This window comes from Njordella calcicola (genome assembly GCF_056494125.1).
Map to the genome: position 1 here is coordinate 7,126,965 of NZ_CM151396.1, position 19,947 is coordinate 7,146,911.

General features: G+C 53.1%; 16 protein-coding genes and 1 pseudogene. 13 read left to right on the top strand and 4 right to left on the bottom strand.

Features of this window, described 5'->3' with window-relative positions; genetic code table 11:
• On the bottom strand, positions 1–2,388 hold the full coding sequence (xdhB, locus tag SH302x_RS27545; protein WP_479366366.1) for a xanthine dehydrogenase molybdopterin binding subunit: 2,388 nt from the start codon (positions 2,386–2,388) through the stop codon (positions 1–3).
• The gene (locus SH302x_RS27550) at positions 2,385–3,821 is read right to left on the bottom strand and encodes a xanthine dehydrogenase small subunit (RefSeq protein ID WP_479366367.1); all 1,437 of its coding nucleotides are present in this window, start codon (positions 3,819–3,821) and stop codon (positions 2,385–2,387) included. Before SH302x_RS27550 ends, xdhB begins: the two co-directional genes overlap by 4 nt.
• Positions 3,822–3,964: 143 nt before the next feature.
• On the opposite strand from SH302x_RS27550, the gene SH302x_RS27555 reads away from it, so the two are divergent.
• The 7 genes from SH302x_RS27555 to uraH are packed head-to-tail and all read left to right on the top strand — an operon-like array spanning position 3,965 to position 10,322.
• Complete coding sequence (locus SH302x_RS27555; RefSeq protein WP_479366368.1) at positions 3,965–5,209, top strand: allantoate amidohydrolase; 1,245 nt, start codon at positions 3,965–3,967, stop codon at positions 5,207–5,209.
• 32 nt (positions 5,210–5,241) lie between these two features.
• Positions 5,242–6,000 carry a (S)-ureidoglycine aminohydrolase gene (gene allE, locus SH302x_RS27560; protein ID WP_479366370.1) on the top strand — a complete coding sequence of 253 codons (759 nt, stop codon included), beginning with the start codon at positions 5,242–5,244 and terminating at the stop codon, positions 5,998–6,000.
• Positions 5,997–7,247: a M20 family metallo-hydrolase gene (locus tag SH302x_RS27565; RefSeq protein WP_479366371.1), complete on the top strand. Its 1,251-nt coding sequence runs from the start codon at positions 5,997–5,999 to the stop codon at positions 7,245–7,247. Before allE ends, SH302x_RS27565 begins: the two co-directional genes overlap by 4 nt.
• Positions 7,248–7,258: 11 nt before the next feature.
• Positions 7,259–8,104, top strand: a complete 846-nt coding sequence (gene pucL / locus SH302x_RS27570; RefSeq protein ID WP_479366372.1) for a factor-independent urate hydroxylase — start codon at positions 7,259–7,261, stop codon at positions 8,102–8,104.
• A gap of 27 nt (positions 8,105–8,131) precedes the next feature.
• A complete protein-coding gene (gene allB, locus SH302x_RS27575) occupies positions 8,132–9,475 on the top strand; it encodes an allantoinase AllB (RefSeq protein ID WP_479366373.1) in 1,344 nt (447 codons plus the stop codon).
• Positions 9,472–9,978, top strand: a complete 507-nt coding sequence (uraD, locus tag SH302x_RS27580) for a 2-oxo-4-hydroxy-4-carboxy-5-ureidoimidazoline decarboxylase (RefSeq protein WP_479366375.1) — start codon at positions 9,472–9,474, stop codon at positions 9,976–9,978. Before allB ends, uraD begins: the two co-directional genes overlap by 4 nt.
• Positions 9,975–10,322: a hydroxyisourate hydrolase gene (gene uraH / locus SH302x_RS27585; protein WP_479366376.1), complete on the top strand. Its 348-nt coding sequence runs from the start codon at positions 9,975–9,977 to the stop codon at positions 10,320–10,322. Before uraD ends, uraH begins: the two co-directional genes overlap by 4 nt.
• A gap of 455 nt (positions 10,323–10,777) precedes the next feature.
• Here uraH and ade read toward each other — a convergent pair whose 3' ends face one another.
• Positions 10,778–12,406, bottom strand: coding sequence for an adenine deaminase (gene ade, locus SH302x_RS27590; RefSeq protein WP_479366377.1), 1,629 nt, complete (start codon positions 12,404–12,406; stop codon positions 10,778–10,780).
• 112 nt (positions 12,407–12,518) lie between these two features.
• Between ade and SH302x_RS27595 the strand changes: the two genes are divergently transcribed.
• Positions 12,519–13,700, top strand: a complete 1,182-nt coding sequence (locus SH302x_RS27595; RefSeq protein ID WP_479366378.1) for a pyridoxal-phosphate-dependent aminotransferase family protein — start codon at positions 12,519–12,521, stop codon at positions 13,698–13,700.
• Between the two features lie 504 nt (positions 13,701–14,204).
• On the opposite strand, the gene SH302x_RS27600 is transcribed toward SH302x_RS27595, so the two are convergent.
• Positions 14,205–15,251, bottom strand: coding sequence for a protein-tyrosine phosphatase family protein (locus SH302x_RS27600; protein ID WP_479366380.1), 1,047 nt, complete (start codon positions 15,249–15,251; stop codon positions 14,205–14,207).
• A 127-nt stretch (positions 15,252–15,378) separates the two neighbouring features.
• Here SH302x_RS27600 and SH302x_RS27605 point away from each other — a divergent pair, with 127 nt between their 5' ends.
• The 5 genes and pseudogenes from SH302x_RS27605 to SH302x_RS27625 all read left to right on the top strand — a co-directional run bounded on the left by SH302x_RS27605 (position 15,379) and on the right by SH302x_RS27625 (position 19,945).
• Entirely contained in the window at positions 15,379–16,365 is a 987-nt protein-coding gene (locus tag SH302x_RS27605) for an aldo/keto reductase (protein ID WP_479366382.1), read from the top strand.
• 332 nt (positions 16,366–16,697) lie between these two features.
• Positions 16,698–17,627: an alpha/beta hydrolase gene (locus SH302x_RS27610; RefSeq protein ID WP_479366384.1), complete on the top strand. Its 930-nt coding sequence runs from the start codon at positions 16,698–16,700 to the stop codon at positions 17,625–17,627.
• Between the two features lie 11 nt (positions 17,628–17,638).
• A complete protein-coding gene (locus SH302x_RS27615; protein ID WP_479366386.1) occupies positions 17,639–18,961 on the top strand; it encodes a glycoside hydrolase family 99 protein in 1,323 nt (440 codons plus the stop codon).
• 78 nt (positions 18,962–19,039) lie between these two features.
• Positions 19,040–19,189: pseudogene (locus tag SH302x_RS27620) on the top strand (RHS repeat-associated core domain-containing protein); the annotation flags it as partial.
• Positions 19,190–19,198: 9 nt separating this feature from the next.
• Complete coding sequence (locus SH302x_RS27625; RefSeq protein WP_479366387.1) at positions 19,199–19,945, top strand: hypothetical protein; 747 nt, start codon at positions 19,199–19,201, stop codon at positions 19,943–19,945.
• The last annotated feature ends 2 nt before the right edge of the window (positions 19,946–19,947 follow it).

Below are 19,947 nucleotides of genomic sequence, written 5' to 3' on the forward strand. Positions count from 1 at the left end.
CTACACCAAACTCGACTTACCAACCTGCGTCTTGTCGGAATGCTGGGCTGATACGCTGCCGTTTGGCAACTCGGTAAACGGTACATTAGCCAGCTCGATGCAGCGTAGAATTTCTTCACATGTTGCTGGCAAGGTCAATGCTCGAGCGGAAGCCTGAGAATGTCGACGCAAAGCATCCTTGATCGCGGCCCACACGCAGACACCCAGCAACAGCGGCGGTTCTCCAACTGCTTTACTGCGACGCACGGTCAGCACGTTGTCCGAGTTCTCAAAGAAATGGCAGCGGAACACTTTAGGAATATCGGTGATAGCGGGAATCTTGTACGTCGTTGGTGAATGCGAAAGTAACCTCCCCGCATCGTCATAAACCAACGCTTCGGCCGTTACCCAACCCATGCCCTGGACAAAACCACCTATGATCTGGCCTTGATCAATGCCAGGGTTAATCGATTCCCCGATGTCCATCAAGATATCAAGCTGTTCGACTTTCATTTGTCCGGTAAAACGATCGACGGTCACCTCGGCCACCGCCGCTCCCTGCGTAAAGTACAAGAACGGGTTGCCTTTACCGGTATCCCGATTGAAATCGACGCCGGGCGTCTTGTAGAAACCGCGAGCACCCAAATCGATGCGGTCAAACCGAGCGAGCTTGGTGAGTTCAGCAAAGCTGATACGTGAATCCTTGGGACAACGATCGTCATAAACCCATCCATCTTCAAAGATGACGTTGCTAGGTGACTCGCACAGTCCAAGCTCGGGTTTGGTGAAGCGCCGAGCAACAAAGTTTGCGAGTCGTTCTCGAATCGTGCGACAGGCGTCCACGGCTGCCGCGCCGTTCAAATCGGTGCCAGCCGAAGCCGCTGTTGGCGATGTGTTATTGTTCTTTTCCGTCGACGTTGGCATCAAGATAACGTTATGCCAGTGAATCCCAAACTCGTCAGCGACAATTTGCCGGATCTTGGTGTTCAGTCCTTGGCCCATCTCTGTCCCGCCCGTGCTGACTTGCACCGTCCCATCGGTATAGACATTCACTAGCGCGTTGGCTTGGTTCAAGAACTTAGAAGTAAACGAGATTCCAAACTTCACCGGTGTCATCGCGATCCCGCGCAGCACGCAAGGATCATTCATCGCATTTTCGATCGCTTCACGCCGCTGCAGATACTGCGAACTGGCTGCCAGCGTTGGCAAAATCTCAGGCAGATGGTTTCGCACGTAGATCTGACCGTATGGCGTTTGATTCCGCTCGTCGACGCCGTATAGGTTACGCGAGCGGACCTCGTACGAATCGATGTTCAGCTTGCCGGCAATCTCTTCGATCACATTCTCGATAATCGCGATTCCCTGCGGTCCACCAAACCCGCGGAACGCAGTGTTGGGTGGGATATTGGTAAAGCACACGCGGCCAATGATTTCGACGTCGCTTAGATAATAAGCGTTGTCGATATGCATCATCGTGCGCTCTAGCACCGAAGTCGACAAGTCCGCTGCCGCGCCGCCATTGGAATAAATGCGAACTTGCAAAGCACCGATGCGTCCGGCATCATCAAAGCCAACTTTCCAACACGTCTGATAAGCGTGTCGTTTGCCAGTAATCTGCATGTCCTGGTCTTTGCCATAAATCAATCGCGCTGGCCGCCCGGTCTTCGTTGCGACCAACGCTGCGTAAGCAGCAGGCAAAGCCGCTTGGGTTTCTTTACCGCCGAAAGCCCCCCCCATGCGCTTGCAGATCGCGACGACTTGATGATTCCCTACACCCAAGACTTCTGCGACGACGTTCTGTATCTCGGTCGTATTCTGCGTCGAGGAGTGCAAAGTCATCTGCCCATCTTCGCCGGGAATCGCAATCGCCGCTTGCGACTCTAGATAAAACTGTTCTTGGCCACCGCTGATAAAGCAGCCTGACAGCACATGTTGGCAGCGAGCCATCGCTTGGAAGGCATCGCCTTGAACAATTTTCCGTTCAACACCGATATAGCGGTTCGCGTTGATGGCTTCATCGATCGAAAGGATCGGCGGGTGGCTTTCAATCGACAATTTGACGGCCGCTTTGCCTTGCAGCAGCGCCGCCTTGCTAACAGCAGCCACCAATACCACTGGTTGCCCAACATAGATGACTTCGTCGATCGCCAGCACCGGTTCGTCTTGAAACAGCGGCCCAAAGATTTTGTGCCCAGGGACGTCCGCATGAGTCAACACTGCGATCACACCGGGCACTTTTCGCGCAGCATCGATATCGATCGAGTGAATCTTGCCAGCCGCCACAGGACTGCCCACTACGCCGACGATCAACTCATTCTCGTAGCGGGGTAAATCGTCCAGGTAGTCCGCTTTGCCCGTTACATGCCCACGCGCTGAATCGTGCGGAATTGTTTTTCCAACGTAGCTCATCTCGATTCCTCACAATAGAACTTCATTAGCACGTTTTTGGCTAGTTGATAGCGGTAGTCAGCGGTTCCGCGAACATCGCTGATCGGCGTAATTTCTTCGACCACAATCTCGCCCGCTGCAGCCATTGTCTCCATGGTAAATGGCTTGCCGGCCAAGTAGCCCTCCGTCTGTGGCAATCGCAATACAATTGGCCCGACTGCGCCGAAGGCCAACGAGGCTTGCTGAATGAAACCCGATTCCACTCGCATGCGAATCGCGGCGGTGAATGTCGAAATATCCATATCGCGGCGACGTGAAACCTTGTAAAGCCGCAATCGATCGCGCGAATCGAGTTTAGGCATTTTTACTTTAGCGATCAGTTCGTAAGGCTTCAGATCATATTGCTTGTAGTCCGTGTAGAATCGATTGATGTTGACCCAACGACTGCCCGCACTGCTGGCCAGTTCCAATTCGCATTCCAGAACATGCAGCAGTGGCAGCGAGTCTGCGATGGGCGAAGCATTCGCAAGATTTCCGCCGATCGTACCCATGTTACGAATCTGCGGCGATCCAAAAATGCTGATGATCTCGGCAAACTGAGGTAGGTGTTCTTCGCAATGGGGCAACATTTGGGTCCACGACACTGCCGCTCCAAACGTGATTGCATCCGGTGCGTTCTCGATGGTCTTCAATTCGTCGATTTTGCGCAAAACGATTGCTTGATCGGGAGTCGTATGGCGTTTGTTCGATTGAACACCAACATCGGTCGCTCCAGCCACCCAGCGTGCGGCGGGCAAATCTTGCTTGATCTGCAAACATTCGCTTAACAAGCGAGGGACAAAAATCTGTCGGTCCCCAAGCCGGACACAAACGCTTTCTTCTTCATAGGGGGCGTACATCGCTTGAATCGCTTGCATTGGATAGCGACCATCCAGACGTTGATAGTTTGTCGCGCTGATTTGCTCGCAAGCGTTTAAGATCGGTTGATAACCAGTGCAACGGCAGAGGTTGCCTGATAATTCCACGGGCCAGTCGCACGGCGGAGCACTAGACGTCGTACTCGCCATAGCGACTTGCCGTTCCATGGCACCCGTCATTGCCATCACAAAGCCAGGCGTGCAAAATCCGCACTGCGAGCCGTGGCAATCGATCATCGCTTGCTGGACACAGGTCAGCTCTTTAGGATCGCTTAATCCTTCCACGGTCACAATGTGAGTGCCGTCCAACTGAAACAAAAATGCGATGCAGGAATCGATAGGATAGTACGTTGGATGGGGCTGGTGGAGGTCTGCGATTAAGACGCTGCACGAGCCGCAGTCTCCTTCTTCGCAGACGATCTTTGTGCCAGTAAGACGCAAACGTTGGCGAAGATACTCGCTGAGCGTTAGCCAAGCGTCCGCGCCGCAGACTTCGTGTGCTTGGCCATTGATAAAAAGTAAAAGGTAGTCGCGCATGGGCGGCCGTGCATCCGATCATCGATGGAATTCGCGAAGCCAAATCGTATTGACGACTGGCGTGAACAATCTACCCAATGATACTATACTGTCCTGGCTAGTTTTTTCGAGCAGCGATTCCACACCAATTTAGGTAAATTCCCTTGGAGCCAAACTTTTCCGATTTAGCCGCTGAAATCATGCTCCGTTGCGATCTGATCGCTGCACAAAGCGAACTGCCGAGCAAGGTTTGTCGCACGTTCTGCTCGCCCGCCACCGCCGCCGCCGTCAAACTTGTTAAGCAATGGATGCTGGACGCAGGCCTGACCGTCCAACTGGACGCCGCTTGTAATTTAATCGGCCGTTCGGGAACCGACGAGCGTCCTTGGTTACTCATTGGGTCCCATATCGATTCGGTGCCCAATGGAGGGAAGTACGACGGTGCGTTAGGCGTAGTGTTCGCTATTGCGGCAGCTCAGATGTTCCAAGCAAGATTCGCCGAGCTACCATTCGCGATTCATGCCATCGCATTTTCGGAAGAGGAAGGCGTCCGCTTTCGATCGCCCTATATTGGTTCGCGAGCGATGGCAGGCTGCTTCGATCCGACTCTGCTTGATCGCATCGACGACCAAGGAATCTCCTGCAGCCAAGCGATCGAGGCATTTGGCGGCCATCCCGATCAAATTGCCTCGGCAGCTTTACCGAAAGATCGCATCTTGGCGTTTTTCGAACCGCACATCGAACAAGGACCGGTCTTAGAGAACTCACAGTTGGCGGTCGGCATCGTCGATGGCATTGCGGGGCAAACACGGGCGACAGCAAGGTTTGTTGGCCGAGCCTCGCATGCAGGGACCACGCCCATGACGATGCGAAAGGACGCTATGGCCGCCGCAGCCCAGTGGGTGTTGGCGGTGGAAAGCTATGCCCAGGCGACTCCAGGTCTGGTGGCCACCGTGGGTTATGTTCAAGTTACCCCCAATGTACCCAACGTGATCGCGGGCGACGTTGCCGTCCGTTTGGATACCCGTCATTTGAAAGATACGGTCCGTCGTGCGGCTGCCCAGCACTTACACACTATCGGCCAGCAGATCGCGGACGCTCGGGGACTACAGTTTCATTGGGAAAGATGCGAAGAACAAGCGGCCCTGGACATGGCTCCGGGCTTGGTAAACGCTTTGGAAACTGCATGTCAAAAGGCGGCCCAGCCCATCCATCACATGCCCAGCGGAGCTGGTCATGACGCGGTGATTATGTCGCAAATCGCGCCAACGTCCATGTTGTTTTTGCGTTGCCAAGGAGGAATCAGTCATCACCCAGATGAATCAATTGAGGTGAAAGATGTTGAAGTTGCTCTGCAAGTAATGTATCACTTTATAGAAGAGCTGGCGGGCAAACTAATAACTTCGTAACCAATCCACACTTCAACGAGACGAGAACTCCTTTGAATATTTTTGGATCCACACGTTCAAGCATCCAGCGCAATCACGCTCTGATTACTCCCGATACACACGTCAAAGCGCCGCTGGTCGGCTGGCTGAACTCCGAAGCCATCATTCACATCTCGCCCGCTATGGGAGCTCGCTTTCTTCAATACACCGCTCTCCTGGGCGATAATTCACGAAGCGATCTGTTGCGCGAGACCGTCGAGCGTTTTGTGTATGTTTTAGAAGGTTCCATCAAGCTCCAATCGAAAGCGAACAAACAAACACATGCGTTAAAAGCTGGGCATTACGCGTTCCTGCCAGCGGGTTCTGATTGGATTATCGAAAGCAAGAAACCTGCCAAGCTAGAAATCTTCGAAAAGCAATATACGCCACTCAAAAGCACTGAGAGCACGCCTCAAGCCATCATTGGTGATGCGTCGAACGTTCCTTCGGAAGCGTTCATGGGAGATCCTGACGCTCAATTAAAAACGCTGCTGCCAAAAGAACCTGCGTTTGATATGGCCGTGAACTTGTTCACTTTTCAACCCGGCGCGACATTGCCAATGGTCGAAATCCATGTCATGGAACATGGGTTCTTGCTGCTGGAAGGTGCTGGCGTTTATCGATTGGGAGATAGCTATTATCCGATCACAGCGGGCGATGTGATTTGGATGGCGTCTTACTGTCCTCAATGGTGGGTCGCGATGGGTAAAACTCCGTCGACTTATCTTTACTACAAAGATGTCTATCGTGATTCGTTAGAGGACTGGAAATGAGTACGGTCCAAGGGAAAGTCGATGGTCAACGCGTCCATCGTGAACTAGAGCAGCTTGCAACCTTCAGCGATGTTCCCGCTCCTGCGGTTACGCGGGTGGTCTTTTCAGAAGCTGATCAAGTTGCTCGCAACTACTTGATCCAACTGTTTCGCCAAAGCGACCTTCAAGTCCGCGTTGATGCCGTCGGCAATATATTTGCGCGATGGGTCGGCAGCCAACCGGACTTACCCGCCGTTGGCACGGGCTCTCATTGCGATGCGATTCCCCACTCAGGTCGCTTTGATGGCACCGTTGGAGTTTTAGGCGGGCTCGAAGCGATTCGAGCTCTCAAATCGGCAGGCTTTCAACCTCGGCGATCGATCGAACTGGTAATGTTTACTTCGGAAGAGCCGACTCGGTACGGCATCGGATGCTTGGGGGCGCGTTTGATGGCAGGAGTCTTGTCGCCGACCCGTGCGGACAGCTTCACGGATAAAGAAGGCACAACGCTAGACCAGACGCGCGCCTCGTTCGGTTTGAGTGGCTCTTTGGCCGACGTTAAATTGCCTACAGATTATTATGCCCATTGGGTTGAACTGCATATCGAACAAGGCCCACTGCTCGAACAGCAGCAAATCCCGATTGGCATCGTGCACGCGATTGCCGCTCCCGCATCGCTGCGTTGCACGTTTACCGGTGAAGGCGGCCATGCGGGCAGTGTGCTGATGGCCGGCCGCAAAGACGCATTCTTGGGGGCGGCGGCCTTAGCCCTGGACGTCGAACGTCATGCATTAGAACTGGGGACTACCGACACGGTAGCCACCACGGGCTATGTGAAAGTTCATCCCTGTGCCGTCAATAGCATTCCTTCGCAAGTCGACCTCGAAATCGATGTCCGCGATGTTGACGCCGAGCGACGCAACATCGTTTTCGAAGCGATTCAGACCTCAGCCAAATCCATCGCGGCCCAGCGAGGTTTGCTGGTCAAACTGGAGGTCGTCAATGCGGACCCGCCCGCCAAGTCCTCGGAAACAATTACTGCGGCAATTCGGCACGCATGCCAGGAACTGAGCTTGCCTTACCTGGACATGGTTAGTCGCGCCTATCACGATACACTCTTCATGGCGGTCATCGCGCCTGTCGCGATGGTATTTATTCCTTGTTATCGTGGCTACAGCCATCGTCCCGACGAATTTGCTTCCACTGAAGCGATCGAAAACGGAGTCAAAGTCTTAGCCCATACCCTCGCATCTCTGGCATCGGCCTAGGAAGTCACCGCATGAACGTCCAACTGAAATCACAAAGCTACGGTAAATCGAAAGTTCGCTTCACCAAAGTTACGCGTCAAGACAACCTCCATCAACTCGTGGAATGTACTGCTTACGTACAACTGGATGGGGAATTCGAGAAAACCTATTTGACCGGCGATAACAGCCAAGTCATACCGACCGACACCATTAAAAATACCGTCTACGCGATTGCTCGTAAGCATGATTGGGTCGATATCGAAACCTACGGGATGCAATTGACCAAGCACTTCTTGGATCAGTTCAGCCACGTCACCTACGCCACGGCTAGGATTGAGCAGGTTTGCTGGCAACGCGCCGTAGTCGATGGCCAACCGCATGAGCACGCGTTTGTACGTGGCCCTATGGAGATCGCCAAATGTGAGGTCAAGCAAACGGGCGAATCTTGCTTTGTAGAATCCGGCATGTCCGGTTTACAAGTCTTGAAGACCACCGCGTCGGGCTTCGTCGGCTATGTTGTCGATCCATACACAACATTGCAGCCAACCGAGGATCGTATCTTCGCTACGACCGTCGATTCGACATGGCGTTGGAATGATGGTCCAGCGAATTGCGATGCGGTCCGCGACCAAGTTCGCGCTGCTATCGTGAAGATGTTTGCCACCGAATACAGCCCCTCAGTTCAGTACACTATTTATCGTATTGGGCAGAAAGTTTTGGCCGATGTGCCCTCGATCAAAGACATCTCATTTGCCATGCCAAATCAGCATCGATTGCTGGTCGATCTGTCGAAGATGGGGATGGATAATGCCAACGTCATCTTCTGTCCAACCGATGAACCCTATGGTGACATCTCTGCTACCATTGGTCGCGCATAGGGCATGGTTCAAGCCAAGGATACGCAGATGAATCATCGTTTTGCCATTGCCAGTCAGTATGTTGTCACACCCGACGGAGTCCAACCGGCCGCTATTGTCATCGTCAACGGCAAGATTGAGCGGGTAACGTCGATTGCTGATGCGGCCAGCACAATCGAGGTAAAGGACTATGGCGATCTCGTTATCGGCCCGGGCCTGATCGACTCGCACATTCACATCAATGAACCGGGGCGAGCCGACTGGGAAGGGTTCGTGACCGCAACTCAAGCAGCCGCTGCCGGTGGCATAACGACTTTGATCGACATGCCCCTTAATAGCAGCCCCGTTACCATCGACGCAGATTCTCTTGCCCAGAAAATTGACGCTGCACAAGGCAAGTGCTGGGTTGATGTTGGATTTTATGGAGGGCTGGTCCCAGGTAACGCTTCGCAAATCCCGGCCCTGATTCAAGCTGGTGTATTCGGTATCAAAGCCTTCTTGTGCGACTCAGGGCTAGATGAATTTCCGGCAACCACGCCTGTGGAACTGAATATAGCGATGCCGATCTTGGCCCAAGCGAACTTGCCGCTGTTGGTACACGCCGAATTGACCGATGACCAAGCCCCTGCGATGACACTGCCCGACTCATTTGCTCAGTTCGTGCATTCTCGGCCAAGTCGCTGGGAAATCAATGCCATTCGCATGACGTTGGAGTTCGCTCAAGCCCATCGTTGCCCGGTTCACATCGTGCATTTAGCGACGGCCGATGAAGCAATCCTCCGCGAATTAGCTTCTGCCAAACAGCATGGCGTTGCCGTGACCGTTGAAACGTGTCCACATTATCTGCACTTTGCCATGGAGGAGACCCCGGATGCTCAACCAATCTTTAAATGCGCACCACCGATTCGATCGGCAGCAAATCGCGAAGGATTGCGTCAAGCTTTACTAACGGGAGTTATCGACACGATTGGTTCAGACCACAGTCCTTGTCCCGCCGACATGAAATATCTTGACTCTGGCAACATCCAGCGAGCGTGGGGGGGGATCGCTGGCGTGCAGTTCATGTTGCCAGCGGTCTGGCAATCAATGCATGCCTATGGCGTTACACTCAGCCAGCTTTTTCAATGGTTGTCAGCTCGTCCCGCCAAACTATTGAACCTTTGCAACTCAAAAGGCAGCATCCAACCGGGACGTGACGCGGACCTTGTGATTTGGGATCCGAACAAAACTTGGGAAGTTCAACCAAACGAGGTGTTGCATCGAAACCGAATCTCGCCTTATGTCCAACAAACGCTGCGCGGCAAAGTCCACTGTACGATGGTCCGTGGTCAGGTGGTATTTGAAAACGGGGTACTTGCTAGCAGTCCTCTCGGAAAGACCTTGAGCCGATGAACACTGCTGAGTATCTAAACCAATTGGATGACGAGCAAGCGAGATTAAAGCTGGAGCATTGCTGCGCCTCAAAGAGTTGGGTGGAGCGAATGTTGAGCGCTCGACCGTTTGCGGACGTTGCGGCACTCGAGCGCGCAGCCGAACAAGCCGCGGATTCTTTACAAGCGGACGATTGGATGGAAGCGTTCGCTGGGCATCCTCGCATCGGCGATGTCGATTCCCTGCGAGCGAAGTATGCTAGCACGAAAGCCTGGGCATCATCCGAGCAAGCTGGCGTCAACAGCGCGAACGAAGCCACGCTTCAGGATTTGGCTCGGTGCAACGATTTGTACTTCGACAAGTTTGGATATATCTTTATCGTATGTGCGACTGGAAAAACAGCCGCAGAAATGCTCTTCATTCTGCAGCAGCGACTGCCAAACCAGCCCGGTGCGGAGCTAAAGATCGCAGCAGACGAACAACGAAAAATCACTCGACTGCGACTGCAGAAACTGAGTCAATGAAAATGAAAAGTCCGATCACTACTCATGTCCTCGACACTTCCACTGGCAAGCCTGCGGCCGGCGTGGCTGTTTGCCTTGAAAAGCAAACGCAGGATGGCTGGCAATCGATTGCCAACCAATCCACCAACGACGATGGTCGCATACCAGACCTGATGGTCGACCTGCCTTTGACTCCAGGCATCTATCGATTGACCTTTAGCACCAAAGAGTACTTTGCGACGACGGCTCGCGAATCATTCTTTCCGAAGGTAACGATCGAGTTTGAGATCACCAACCTGCAGCAGCACTATCACGTCCCGCTGCTTTTGAGCCCTTATGGCTATTCGACCTATCGCGGTAGTTGAGCATCATCTTCTTCGTTTAACCGTCAGCCGCAGGCGTACGCTTGCTTCACCCTCCCGTTTCGGGAGGGTCGGCCGCGAGTTCCACGAGCGACCGGGGAGGGAGCGCCGTCTCAACGCCCACTTGCCCGTTGATTCATCATCGATTGCGTTTAACCGTCAGCCGCAGGCGGACGCGAGACAAGAGCAACGACGGGCGAGACGCCCGGGCACCAGCGTAGGCCGGAACAAGGAAAGCCATATTCGCGCCGGAACTTCGGTCGCTAAAACCGTTCAACTTCACTAACTCAAACAACCATTGCTCTGAAGGCTTTACGCAGTTCCGGCAAGAACGAAAGCGACCTTGTTACCGGCCTACGGCTTCTACGGCTTCTTCGTTTAACCGCGTGCCCAGCGGGCCGCGTCCACCACGCCGAACACTGCCAACGCGGTTCAACAAAACACGGCAGTCAATCGTCTCAAACGAACATTTGTGTGAATCGAAAATGTTGGCCATCGAATAAACCTTGGTCGCTAAGCTTTAGGTCGGGTATCACCAATAGCGCCATGAACGATAACGTCATGAATGGAGCTCGCAGATGGCTGCCCATTTCCTTAACTTCCGCATCCAGTTTAGCATACCGCTGGCTGACCCACTCGATCGGTTCAATCGACATTAGGCCAGCTACTGGCAATGGCAGGTCCAGCATGGTATCGCCGTGACAAACCGCCAAACCGCCTTGCATTGCGATCACTTGATTGATGGCCTGGCATAATGATTCGTCGTCGACTCCCACCGCGATAATATTGTGCGAGTCGTGGGCAACCGAAGAAGCAAACGCACCTCGCTTCAGCCCAAAACCTTGAATGAATGCGATTGCGGGTTTGGCTGGCTGGTAACGATTCAGCACCACCAGCTTCAAGACATCGGCGCGTGGGTCGGCCACGGCATGACCGTGATGTTTGTCCACTGGCACAGTGACCCGCTGTGTGACCAATTGGCCGTCCAATGCTCGAATGATCTCCATGTTATCGGTGGGCGCGGGTACCAACAGGCTTTCAGCCGTGCAAGGGATTGCATCAAAATGGTTGATTGGGTGGACGCGGTGGGTTTCGATAAAGCTCTGGCCGCGTTCAGCGACTAGACGTCCGTCGATGAACGTCCTTAGCACGCGAAAATTCGTGAGATCCGACAGCTCGACAAAGTCAGCAGGGTCGCCGATGCGTAAACGTCCCATTGGCAAGCGATAATGCTCGATCGCGTTGAGACTCGAAGCTTTGATCACGTTGTAGATATTCATCCCATGCTTGACAGCGCGAGAGGCAAGACGATTGATATGCCCAAAAATTAACTCGTCAGGATGTTTGTCGTCGCTGCACAGCATGACTTCATCCGGATACTCATCGATCAATTCGTACAAAGCTTCGAAGTTTCGCGCAGCACTGCCTTCGCGAATGGCGATCTTGCAACCGACAGCTAGTTTGTCCAAGGCTTCTGGCTTAGAAAAACATTCGTGGTCGGTCGTGATACCAGCGGCGAAATAATTCTTGGCCAGTTCCCCGTGCAGCCCCGGCGCGTGGCCATCGACAGGCTTACCAAGTTCCAACGCTGCTGCAATTTTCGCCAGTACTTCGGGATCGCCGTTGAGGACACCTGGGAAATTCATGACCTCGCTCAGATATCCAATGCGGGGGTCAGCCAGCAGATCGCGAACATCCGCTACCGTAATTTCAGCGCCCGAAGTTTCGTACTTGGTAGCTGGAACACAGGAAGGGGCTCCGAAGCAGAACTTGAACGGGACCGTCGCCGCGTTGTGCAGCATAAAATCGACGCCCGCGATGCCCAGCACGTTTCCAATCTCATGTGGGTCCGAAACCGTGCTTACCGTACCATGGATCACGGCGGCCCGCGCAAACTCCGAAGGGACAAGCATCGAGCTTTCCACGTGCACATGGGCGTCAACAAAGCCCGGAACCAGAAAGGTCGAAGTCGCTTGTGTTGTCGGACGAATCTCCGCGATCACTCCGGCTTCTACAATCACCTCGCACGGCGAGATCGATTGACGATACGCGTCCACGACGTTGGCGACGATACTTTTGATTTCCATGCAGTTGATTTTACTTTAACTTTGTTGATTTAAACCTCAGCGAAGCTTTTCGAACTTGCTATATTGCATTATCGAAAATTATTACATTCAGACCGATTTAACGGGAGAGAAAATGTCGACAGTTGTTGTGCCTCCATCGATTTGCCCACCGATCCGAATTCTATTGGGACCTGGCCCCAGCGATATCCACCCACGTGTGCTGGAAGCGTTGGGCCGTCCAACGGTGGGACATCTTGATCCATATTACCTTAAGATCATGGATGAGACACAGCAAATGTTGAGGGAAGTTTTTCAAACCAAGAATCCCCTGACGATGGCTGTCAGCGCCACCGGCTCAGCGGGCATGGAATCGGTCATTGTCAATTTGATCGAACCAGGCGATTCCATCGTGGTTTGTGTCAACGGTGTGTTCGGTGCACGGATGGTCGATGTAGCCGAGCGAGCTGGAGCAAAGGTAACAAAAGTTGAACGGCCTTGGGGTGAAGTCTTTACGCCAGAGGATCTCAAGCAAGCGATCGCAACGGCGAAACCCAAAGCGGTCGGTATCGTCATGGCCGAAACTTCTACAGGTGCAGCTCAGCCCATCCCCGAGATCAGCGATTTGGTTCGCAACTCTGGAGCGATGCTTTTGGTCGACACCGTGACGGCGCTGGGCGGTATGCCCGTCAAGGTCGATGAATGGGGCATCGACGCGATTTACTCGGGGACACAGAAATGCTTAAGCTGCCCACCGGGCCTTGCTCCGGTCTCGTTCAGCCCTCGCGCCGTCGAGACGATTATGGCACGCAAGAACAAAGTGCAAAGCTGGTATCTGGATATGTCGATGCTTGCCAGCTACTGGGGTAAAGACCGCGTTTACCACCATACCGCACCGATCAACATGAGTTATGCGTTGCATGAAGCGCTGCGGCTGGTATTGGATGAAGGCCTGGAAGCGTGCTTTGCTCGTCACACCTTGAATCACCGCGCATTGAAAGCGGGGCTTGCTGCGTTAGGAATCAAGTATGCCGCTCAAGAAGGACACCAGTTGCCGATGCTCAATGCGGTCCATATCCCCGAGGGAATCGATGACGTAGCAGTCCGCAAAGCGTTGCTTGAACGCTTCGGAATCGAGATCGGCGGTGGCTTAGGTGCATTTAAAGGCAAGGTCTGGCGCATCGGATTGATGGGTTATGGTTCACGCAAAAATAATGTTCTTCTGTTGCTGTCGGCGCTTGAGCAATTGCTGTTCGAACAAGGCATGAAGTTCGACCACGGCGCGAGCGTGGCTGCGGCAAACGAAGTCTACGCTTGAAGGTAGGCCGTAGGCCGGTAACAAGCAAAGCCATACCCGAACCGAAACTTCGGTCGCTATGAGTCGTTAAGGCTGGCAGACACATCGGTCCGTTACTGATTGGCTTTGCGCAGTTCCGGCGCTTGCCTGTCTTCGTTTAACCGTCAGCCGTCAGCCGTTAGGCGTACGAGTTCTTCTTCACCCACCCGTTTCGGGAGGGTCGGCCGCGAGTTCCACGAGCGACCGGGGAGGGCGCACCGTTTTCACGTTCACTTGCCCATTGATCCATCATCGAGCTCGTTTAACCGTCAGCCGAAGGCGTACGCGTGACAAGAGCAACTTCAGGCGCGACGCCCGGGCACCTACGTAGGCCGGAACAAGCGAAGCCATGTTCGCGCCGGAACTTCGGTCGCTTAAGCCTGTTGACGTTGAAAGGCACATCGGTCGTTGCTGATTGGCTCTGCGCAGTTCCGGCAATAGCAATCGCGACCTTGTTACCGGCCTACGGAACACCAACCCCGCCAGCTAACGATTATCGCGATAAACCTCATGACACGCTTTGCAATTGGACCGCAAACTTGCGAGTTTGGATTGCAGACCAACTCGTTGCTCGCTCGGACTTACCGCTTGATCCCTCATCGCAACCAACTCATCTTCCAGCCCTTGAGCGATCGCTTCCCCCTCACGCAACAACTGCTGAAAGCCTTCGCTCTCTTGGTGCACATAATCCGCTCGTAGCAGTTCCGAGTATAACTCGCGCAGCAGCAATGCCTCATGCGCGGCCGTGGCATCCGGATGAGTGGGATCCGGCCGCCAATCACGTTGAGAGAAACTTGATACCGATTCAAAGGCGTGTTCAATTTTCACCATCGCTTCAGCCATCGGTGGCAGAGGTTCTACTTCACGAAATTCAACCTCCAATGCTTGCAGCACTTCCTCGGCCATTGGTGACGCTTTGCTCACCGATTGAAACAGTCCGCGATAGTTTGGACTGGTTCCAGCAATGGCTAGCACCTGAGTGGCAGATTGAGAATCCAGCAACCCGCCAACCACACACGCGGCGGCGGCGGCCGCGGGACTACGATGCTTCCCATGATGGCAATGGATATAGACTGGTCCATCGGACGCTTGAACGGCTTTGGCGATCTCCAGCACTCGTCGCGGTGGCACCGTGTCATAGCCATGCGGTAGATGAATGTATCGCAAGCCATACTTCGAGGCAGTGGCCACATCAGGCGTCATCCCATCGACACTGACGATCGTCTTGATACCCAACTGTTGCAGCTCCGCAAACGCCGCCTCTCCTTCCGGTAGTCCGCCAGAAACGACACGATCGTGTACCCGCACTGCGTTAGGCAAGTGAGCGGCGTCGATTTTTCGTACTAGCTCGGCTGCTTCCTTTGCAGGTTGCGAGGCGGCCGCTTGAGGCTTGGATGACGGTATCTCTTGCGCTTCGGCGTGCAGCCCTATCAAACCAGCGCTGCTAAAGCCACAATGCAGCACGATCACGAGAACAGGGAAAGTTATTCTAGCTCGCATCGCCCGCCCATTCACCGACATTGGTTGCAGCATACTTCGTGGACTACCTGAAAAACAAAATTGAATTACGCTGTTGATTCTTACACGACAAATTTAACCCTGCCCCTATCCTACCACAAACTGCAGAACAGTTCTTTCTTCCTCGTTGAAAGCAAACATCATGAAAAGTTTTGATTCGATTCCGCTGAGCGACGGTAGCCACATGCCATCGGTCGGACTGGGACTTTGGAAAATCGAGAATGCCAAGGCGAGCGAGATGGTCGTGGCCGCCATCGAAGCCGGTTACCGGCACTTAGACGCCGCCTGCGATTACGGGAACGAAGCCGAAGCAGGCGAAGGGATCAGCAAAGCGATTAGTAAAGGGCTATGCAGTCGCGAAGACTTGTGGGTAACCAGCAAACTTTGGAACACTTACCATCGTGCTGAGCATGTACGACCTGCGATTGAACGCTCGCTGCGTGACTTACAAGTCGATTACCTCGATCTCTATTTGGTCCATTTCCCAATCTGCCTAAAGCATGTCCCGATGGAAGAACGTTATCCACCGGGCTGGTTCTATGATCCAAACGCTGCTCAGCCAAAAATGGAAATCGATGCAGTCCCGATTTATGAAACTTGGCAAGCCATGGAAGAAATCTACAAAGCGGGCTTAGTCCGGCACATCGGCATCAGTAACTTCGGCACATCCCTAATTCGCGATTTGTTGTCTTACTGCAATGTCCGCCCAAGTGTTCTGCAAGTCGAATCGCACCCCTATTTGACGCAACAGAAGCTGCTGCGATACTGCCAGCAAGAGAACATTGCGTATACGGCGTTTTCGCCGTTAGGAGCCGGTTCATATGTTCCGTTGGGGATGGCCACTGAATCCGATTCGGTATTAAATCAGCCTGTGATTACGCAGCTTGCTTCCAAGTACACCAAATCTCCTGCTCAGATTGTGCTGCGTTGGGGCGTTCAACGCGGAACTGCCGTGATACCTAAGACCAGTCGCCCAGTTCGATTGATTGAGAACATCAACATTTTTGATTTTGAACTATCCAGCGACGAGATGACCGCGATCAGTGCACTCAATCAAAACCGTCGCTTCAATGATCCTGGCGACTTCTGCGAACAAGCTTTCGGTTGCTTCTACCCCATTTATGAGTAACTTGGTGTAAACTAGCTCTGGATGTAAACTTTCAACTGGAAGTGGTGTGATTGATAGTCGTCGATCGCTCCGTGATCGAAACGGTCTTTGGCGTATCGTTTGCGGATAGCCTGTGAATTTATTCATTAAATAATCCGAGCACCATTAGCCGATGGGCGTTAGCCCCGGTTTTTGTAGGCGTAGAAACCGGGGCTAAAGCCCATCGGCTGATAAGTCCATAGCCTAGTAGCAAACGACGACCGTCACTTAACCAATGCCCTACTGCAGTTGACATTAAACACAGACAAACATTTCGCTGACTGCTTTTGCCCTCCTAACCCCACTTCCTTGCCATGAACCAGCGTTTCGCTTACTCCGCCGTCTTCCTCATGATGTTGACTTCGTTAACCAGCCTGTTTGCTCAATCGCCGCCGCAAGAAATGCCGCTGTGGCCAGACAAGGCGCCGCTGGCAATTGGAACCGAGGTTAATGACATCCCCACCCTCATCGTAAGCCTTCCCGAGGCAACCGATACCAAATCACCACGAGCGGCACTCGTCATTTGCCCTGGCGGTGGTTACGGCAATTTGGCGATGGATCATGAAGGCAAACAGATCGCACAGTGGGCTAATCAAATGGGGATGGTTGCCGCCATCTGCAATTACCGACACCGTGGCAAAGGCTACGGACATCCGGTACCACTGATGGATGCTCAGCGCGCGATCCGTTTGGTGCGAGCGCATGCAGAACAGTGGAATATCGATCCTAGCCGCGTTGGTATCCTGGGCTTCTCCGCTGGCGGGCATTTAACTTCAACCGTGCTGACTCATACACAAGCCATCCAAGAAGACGCTACTTTTGCCAGTGCAGAGCAAGTCGCCAACAGCGCCGATGCAATCGATAGGCTCAGCAGTCGCCCAGATTTTGGCGTCCTGTGTTACCCTGTGATCGGGATGGGAGTCGACTTCACACACAAAGGCAGCGAGCGAAACTTGTTTGGCCCCGATGCGCCCGCAGAACTGCTGGCTCAATACAACAACTATCAACAAGTCACATCCGATACGCCGCAAACTTTCTTGTTCCATACGCAAGAAGACACCGCTGTGCCTCCACGCAATAGCGTCGAATTTTATGCAGCCATGATCGCTCATGGCGTTCCGGGCGAACTTCATATCTTTGAACAAGGCCGACACGGCGTCGGGCTGGCACGAGACTTGGAAGGAGCCAAGCATTGGCCCACACTAGCCGAAGCATGGCTTCGCAATCGCAAGGTACTTCCATAAGCAGCCGAGTCATGCAGCCTGCCAAACTGATCCTAGCATTCTTACTTCTAGCTTGTTCAAGTATGATTCTTGGCCAAGAGCTTGAGGCAATCTACGATAAGACACAGGACTCCGAAGCTACCGAAATAGCGATTAGTCGCCGCGATATCCAAGTTGTCGATAACGCCTCGATGCAAGGCAAAGTTCTGTGCGGCTACCAAGGCTGGTTTAACGCCCAGGGGGATGGAGCGAACCGAGGCTGGGTCCACTGGAGCAGAGATTATCGCTCGTTGAGCGACGGTAAAGCGACATTCGACCTTTGGCCAGACGTCAGCGAACTGAGTCAAGCCGAACGCTTCGTGACTGACTTCCGTTTTGCCAATGGCCAGCCAGCGCATGTGTTCAGTTCTTATGTAAAACCAACGGTCGTTAGGCATTTTCAATGGATGCACCAATATGGAATCGATGGCGTATTTGTCCAGCGATTTGCCGTCGGCCTGCGTGATCCCCGCAGCTTGGACCATAACAACACGGTGCTCAGGCATTGTCGTGCGGGTGCTGCGGAGTTCGGTAGAACTTATGCACTGATGTATGACTTGTCCGGCTTGGCGGCCGGGGACACACAAATTGTGATCGATGACTGGACGAAGTTGCGCGAGAAAATGAAGCTGACAGCAGATGCGGCTTATCTGCATCACCGCGGCAAACCCGTGGTTGCGTTGTGGGGTATTGGGTTTAATGACAACCGTCGTTATACGTTGGAGGAATGCGATCAACTGATTGATTTTTTCAAAGGCCAGTCAGCCGCTGGGCAATGCACGTTGATGCTAGGCATACCCACTTACTGGCGAACGTTGGACCGCGATTGCTTGAGTGAACCGAAGTTGCACGAGATGTTTTCCAAAGCCGACGTGCTCAGCCCCTGGACTGTTGGGCGTTATGGAACACCCGAGGATGTGCAACGTTATGCCGATCAAACGGTCGCTCAAGATCTAGCGTGGTGCCAGCAACGAGACATCGAACTCATGCCGGTGGCTTTTCCTGGTTTCAGTTGGCATAACTTGCGAGGCGGGGAATCGCAACTGGACCAGATTCCGCGTCTAGAGGGTCGATTCCTGTGGTCTCACTTTCGTGAGTTCAAGCGCGTGGGTGCCAAGATGCTTTATGTTGCGATGTTTGATGAAGTCGATGAGGCCACTGCGATCTTCAAATGCGTGTCCGAGGTACCGCAATCCGAGGAATCCAAATTTATTGGTTACGGCGGTTTGCCCAGCGATCACTACTTACGTTTAACAGGTTCGGCCACGCGTTGGTTCCGTGACGAAGCTAATGCCCAGGTACCTCTTATGCCCTGAATTGATAAACGTCTAATCAACAGAGCGTCTCTGATCCGTTCGCGACAGACATAGCAGCAACCTGTTACCGGTCGCGACTGGGACACCGACAGTGAGCTACAATACAACCGCGCCCGCTGGTTCGATCCCAAGACCGAAAGATGGCTCAGCCAAGACCCCATCTCCTTCGCCGCCGGTGATGCGAATCTGTATCGGTATGTGGGGAATTCATCTACGTCATATGTAGATGCGGATGGTTTGGAAAGAACGTTTTTTGGTAATGTTCCAACTGGAAAAGGGCACCACCTGATTCCAGTTGAACTTTGGGAGCTATTTGGCTTCGCAAACGATCTCTTTAAAGATCTGGATAGCGAAATGAATTTGCTAGAAACACCAAACGGCCACAATTATACCAGACATGGCTCTGTAACCGGTTACACCGCATTTGTACGTGAAGATCTTAGCAAGCAGCTTCAGTGCTTTGCCGAATCCCACGGAATAAAAGACGGCAAGTTGAGTCTTGGCTTACAGCGAATGTTTTTGCAGCAGTATACCGAGCGCTTACGCAACGGCCCAGTTGATAGCTTTATTCGAGGATACTTGAATAGTGCCGCTGAAGGTCCAGAAGAGATTAACAAGTGGTGGAATGAGACAGGCAAACACATTCCTATTCCAGCACACCCTAAAGGGTGTTCATTCTTCAAGATTGAGGGGATTGGTAAGATGGCAGGTACATTTCTGGGAGTTTGGAGTGCAGTGGCTACGTACAACAATATGAGGGCAGACGGTGTTGGCGTGCCGCAGGCAGCAACTGCTGCCGGCTTAGAATACTGCAACCCTATACCTATAGGTCCGCAAGAATTCTATGAGACACAAAAGTCTTGGATGGAGTTCAACGATCGAGTAAGAAATAGAAACAGAAGCTGGAGCGAAATATTGTTTAATATTCTGAATGGAGGTGACATTCCCTCTATAGCTAATGGCGCGGTGCCACAGGAATGGTAATT

What these genes read in the sequence shown, in the direction of transcription:
- SH302x_RS27605 (WP_479366382.1), top strand. Translation starts at nt 15,379, where the DNA reads ATGAAAAGTTTTGATTCGATTCCGCTGAGCGACGGTAGCCACATGCCA.
- SH302x_RS27595 (WP_479366378.1), top strand. Translation starts at nt 12,519, where the DNA reads ATGTCGACAGTTGTTGTGCCTCCATCGATTTGCCCACCGATCCGAATT.
- pucL (WP_479366372.1), top strand. Translation starts at nt 7,259, where the DNA reads ATGAACGTCCAACTGAAATCACAAAGCTACGGTAAATCGAAAGTTCGC.
- uraD (WP_479366375.1), top strand. Translation starts at nt 9,472, where the DNA reads ATGAACACTGCTGAGTATCTAAACCAATTGGATGACGAGCAAGCGAGA.
- ade (WP_479366377.1), bottom strand. Translation starts at nt 12,406, where the DNA reads ATGGAAATCAAAAGTATCGTCGCCAACGTCGTGGACGCGTATCGTCAA.
- SH302x_RS27565 (WP_479366371.1), top strand. Translation starts at nt 5,997, where the DNA reads ATGAGTACGGTCCAAGGGAAAGTCGATGGTCAACGCGTCCATCGTGAA.
- SH302x_RS27615 (WP_479366386.1), top strand. Translation starts at nt 17,639, where the DNA reads ATGCAGCCTGCCAAACTGATCCTAGCATTCTTACTTCTAGCTTGTTCA.
- SH302x_RS27600 (WP_479366380.1), bottom strand. Translation starts at nt 15,251, where the DNA reads ATGCTGCAACCAATGTCGGTGAATGGGCGGGCGATGCGAGCTAGAATA.
- SH302x_RS27610 (WP_479366384.1), top strand. Translation starts at nt 16,698, where the DNA reads ATGAACCAGCGTTTCGCTTACTCCGCCGTCTTCCTCATGATGTTGACT.
- xdhB (WP_479366366.1), bottom strand. Translation starts at nt 2,388, where the DNA reads ATGAGCTACGTTGGAAAAACAATTCCGCACGATTCAGCGCGTGGGCAT.
- allB (WP_479366373.1), top strand. Translation starts at nt 8,132, where the DNA reads ATGAATCATCGTTTTGCCATTGCCAGTCAGTATGTTGTCACACCCGAC.
- uraH (WP_479366376.1), top strand. Translation starts at nt 9,975, where the DNA reads ATGAAAATGAAAAGTCCGATCACTACTCATGTCCTCGACACTTCCACT.
- SH302x_RS27550 (WP_479366367.1), bottom strand. Translation starts at nt 3,821, where the DNA reads ATGCGCGACTACCTTTTACTTTTTATCAATGGCCAAGCACACGAAGTC.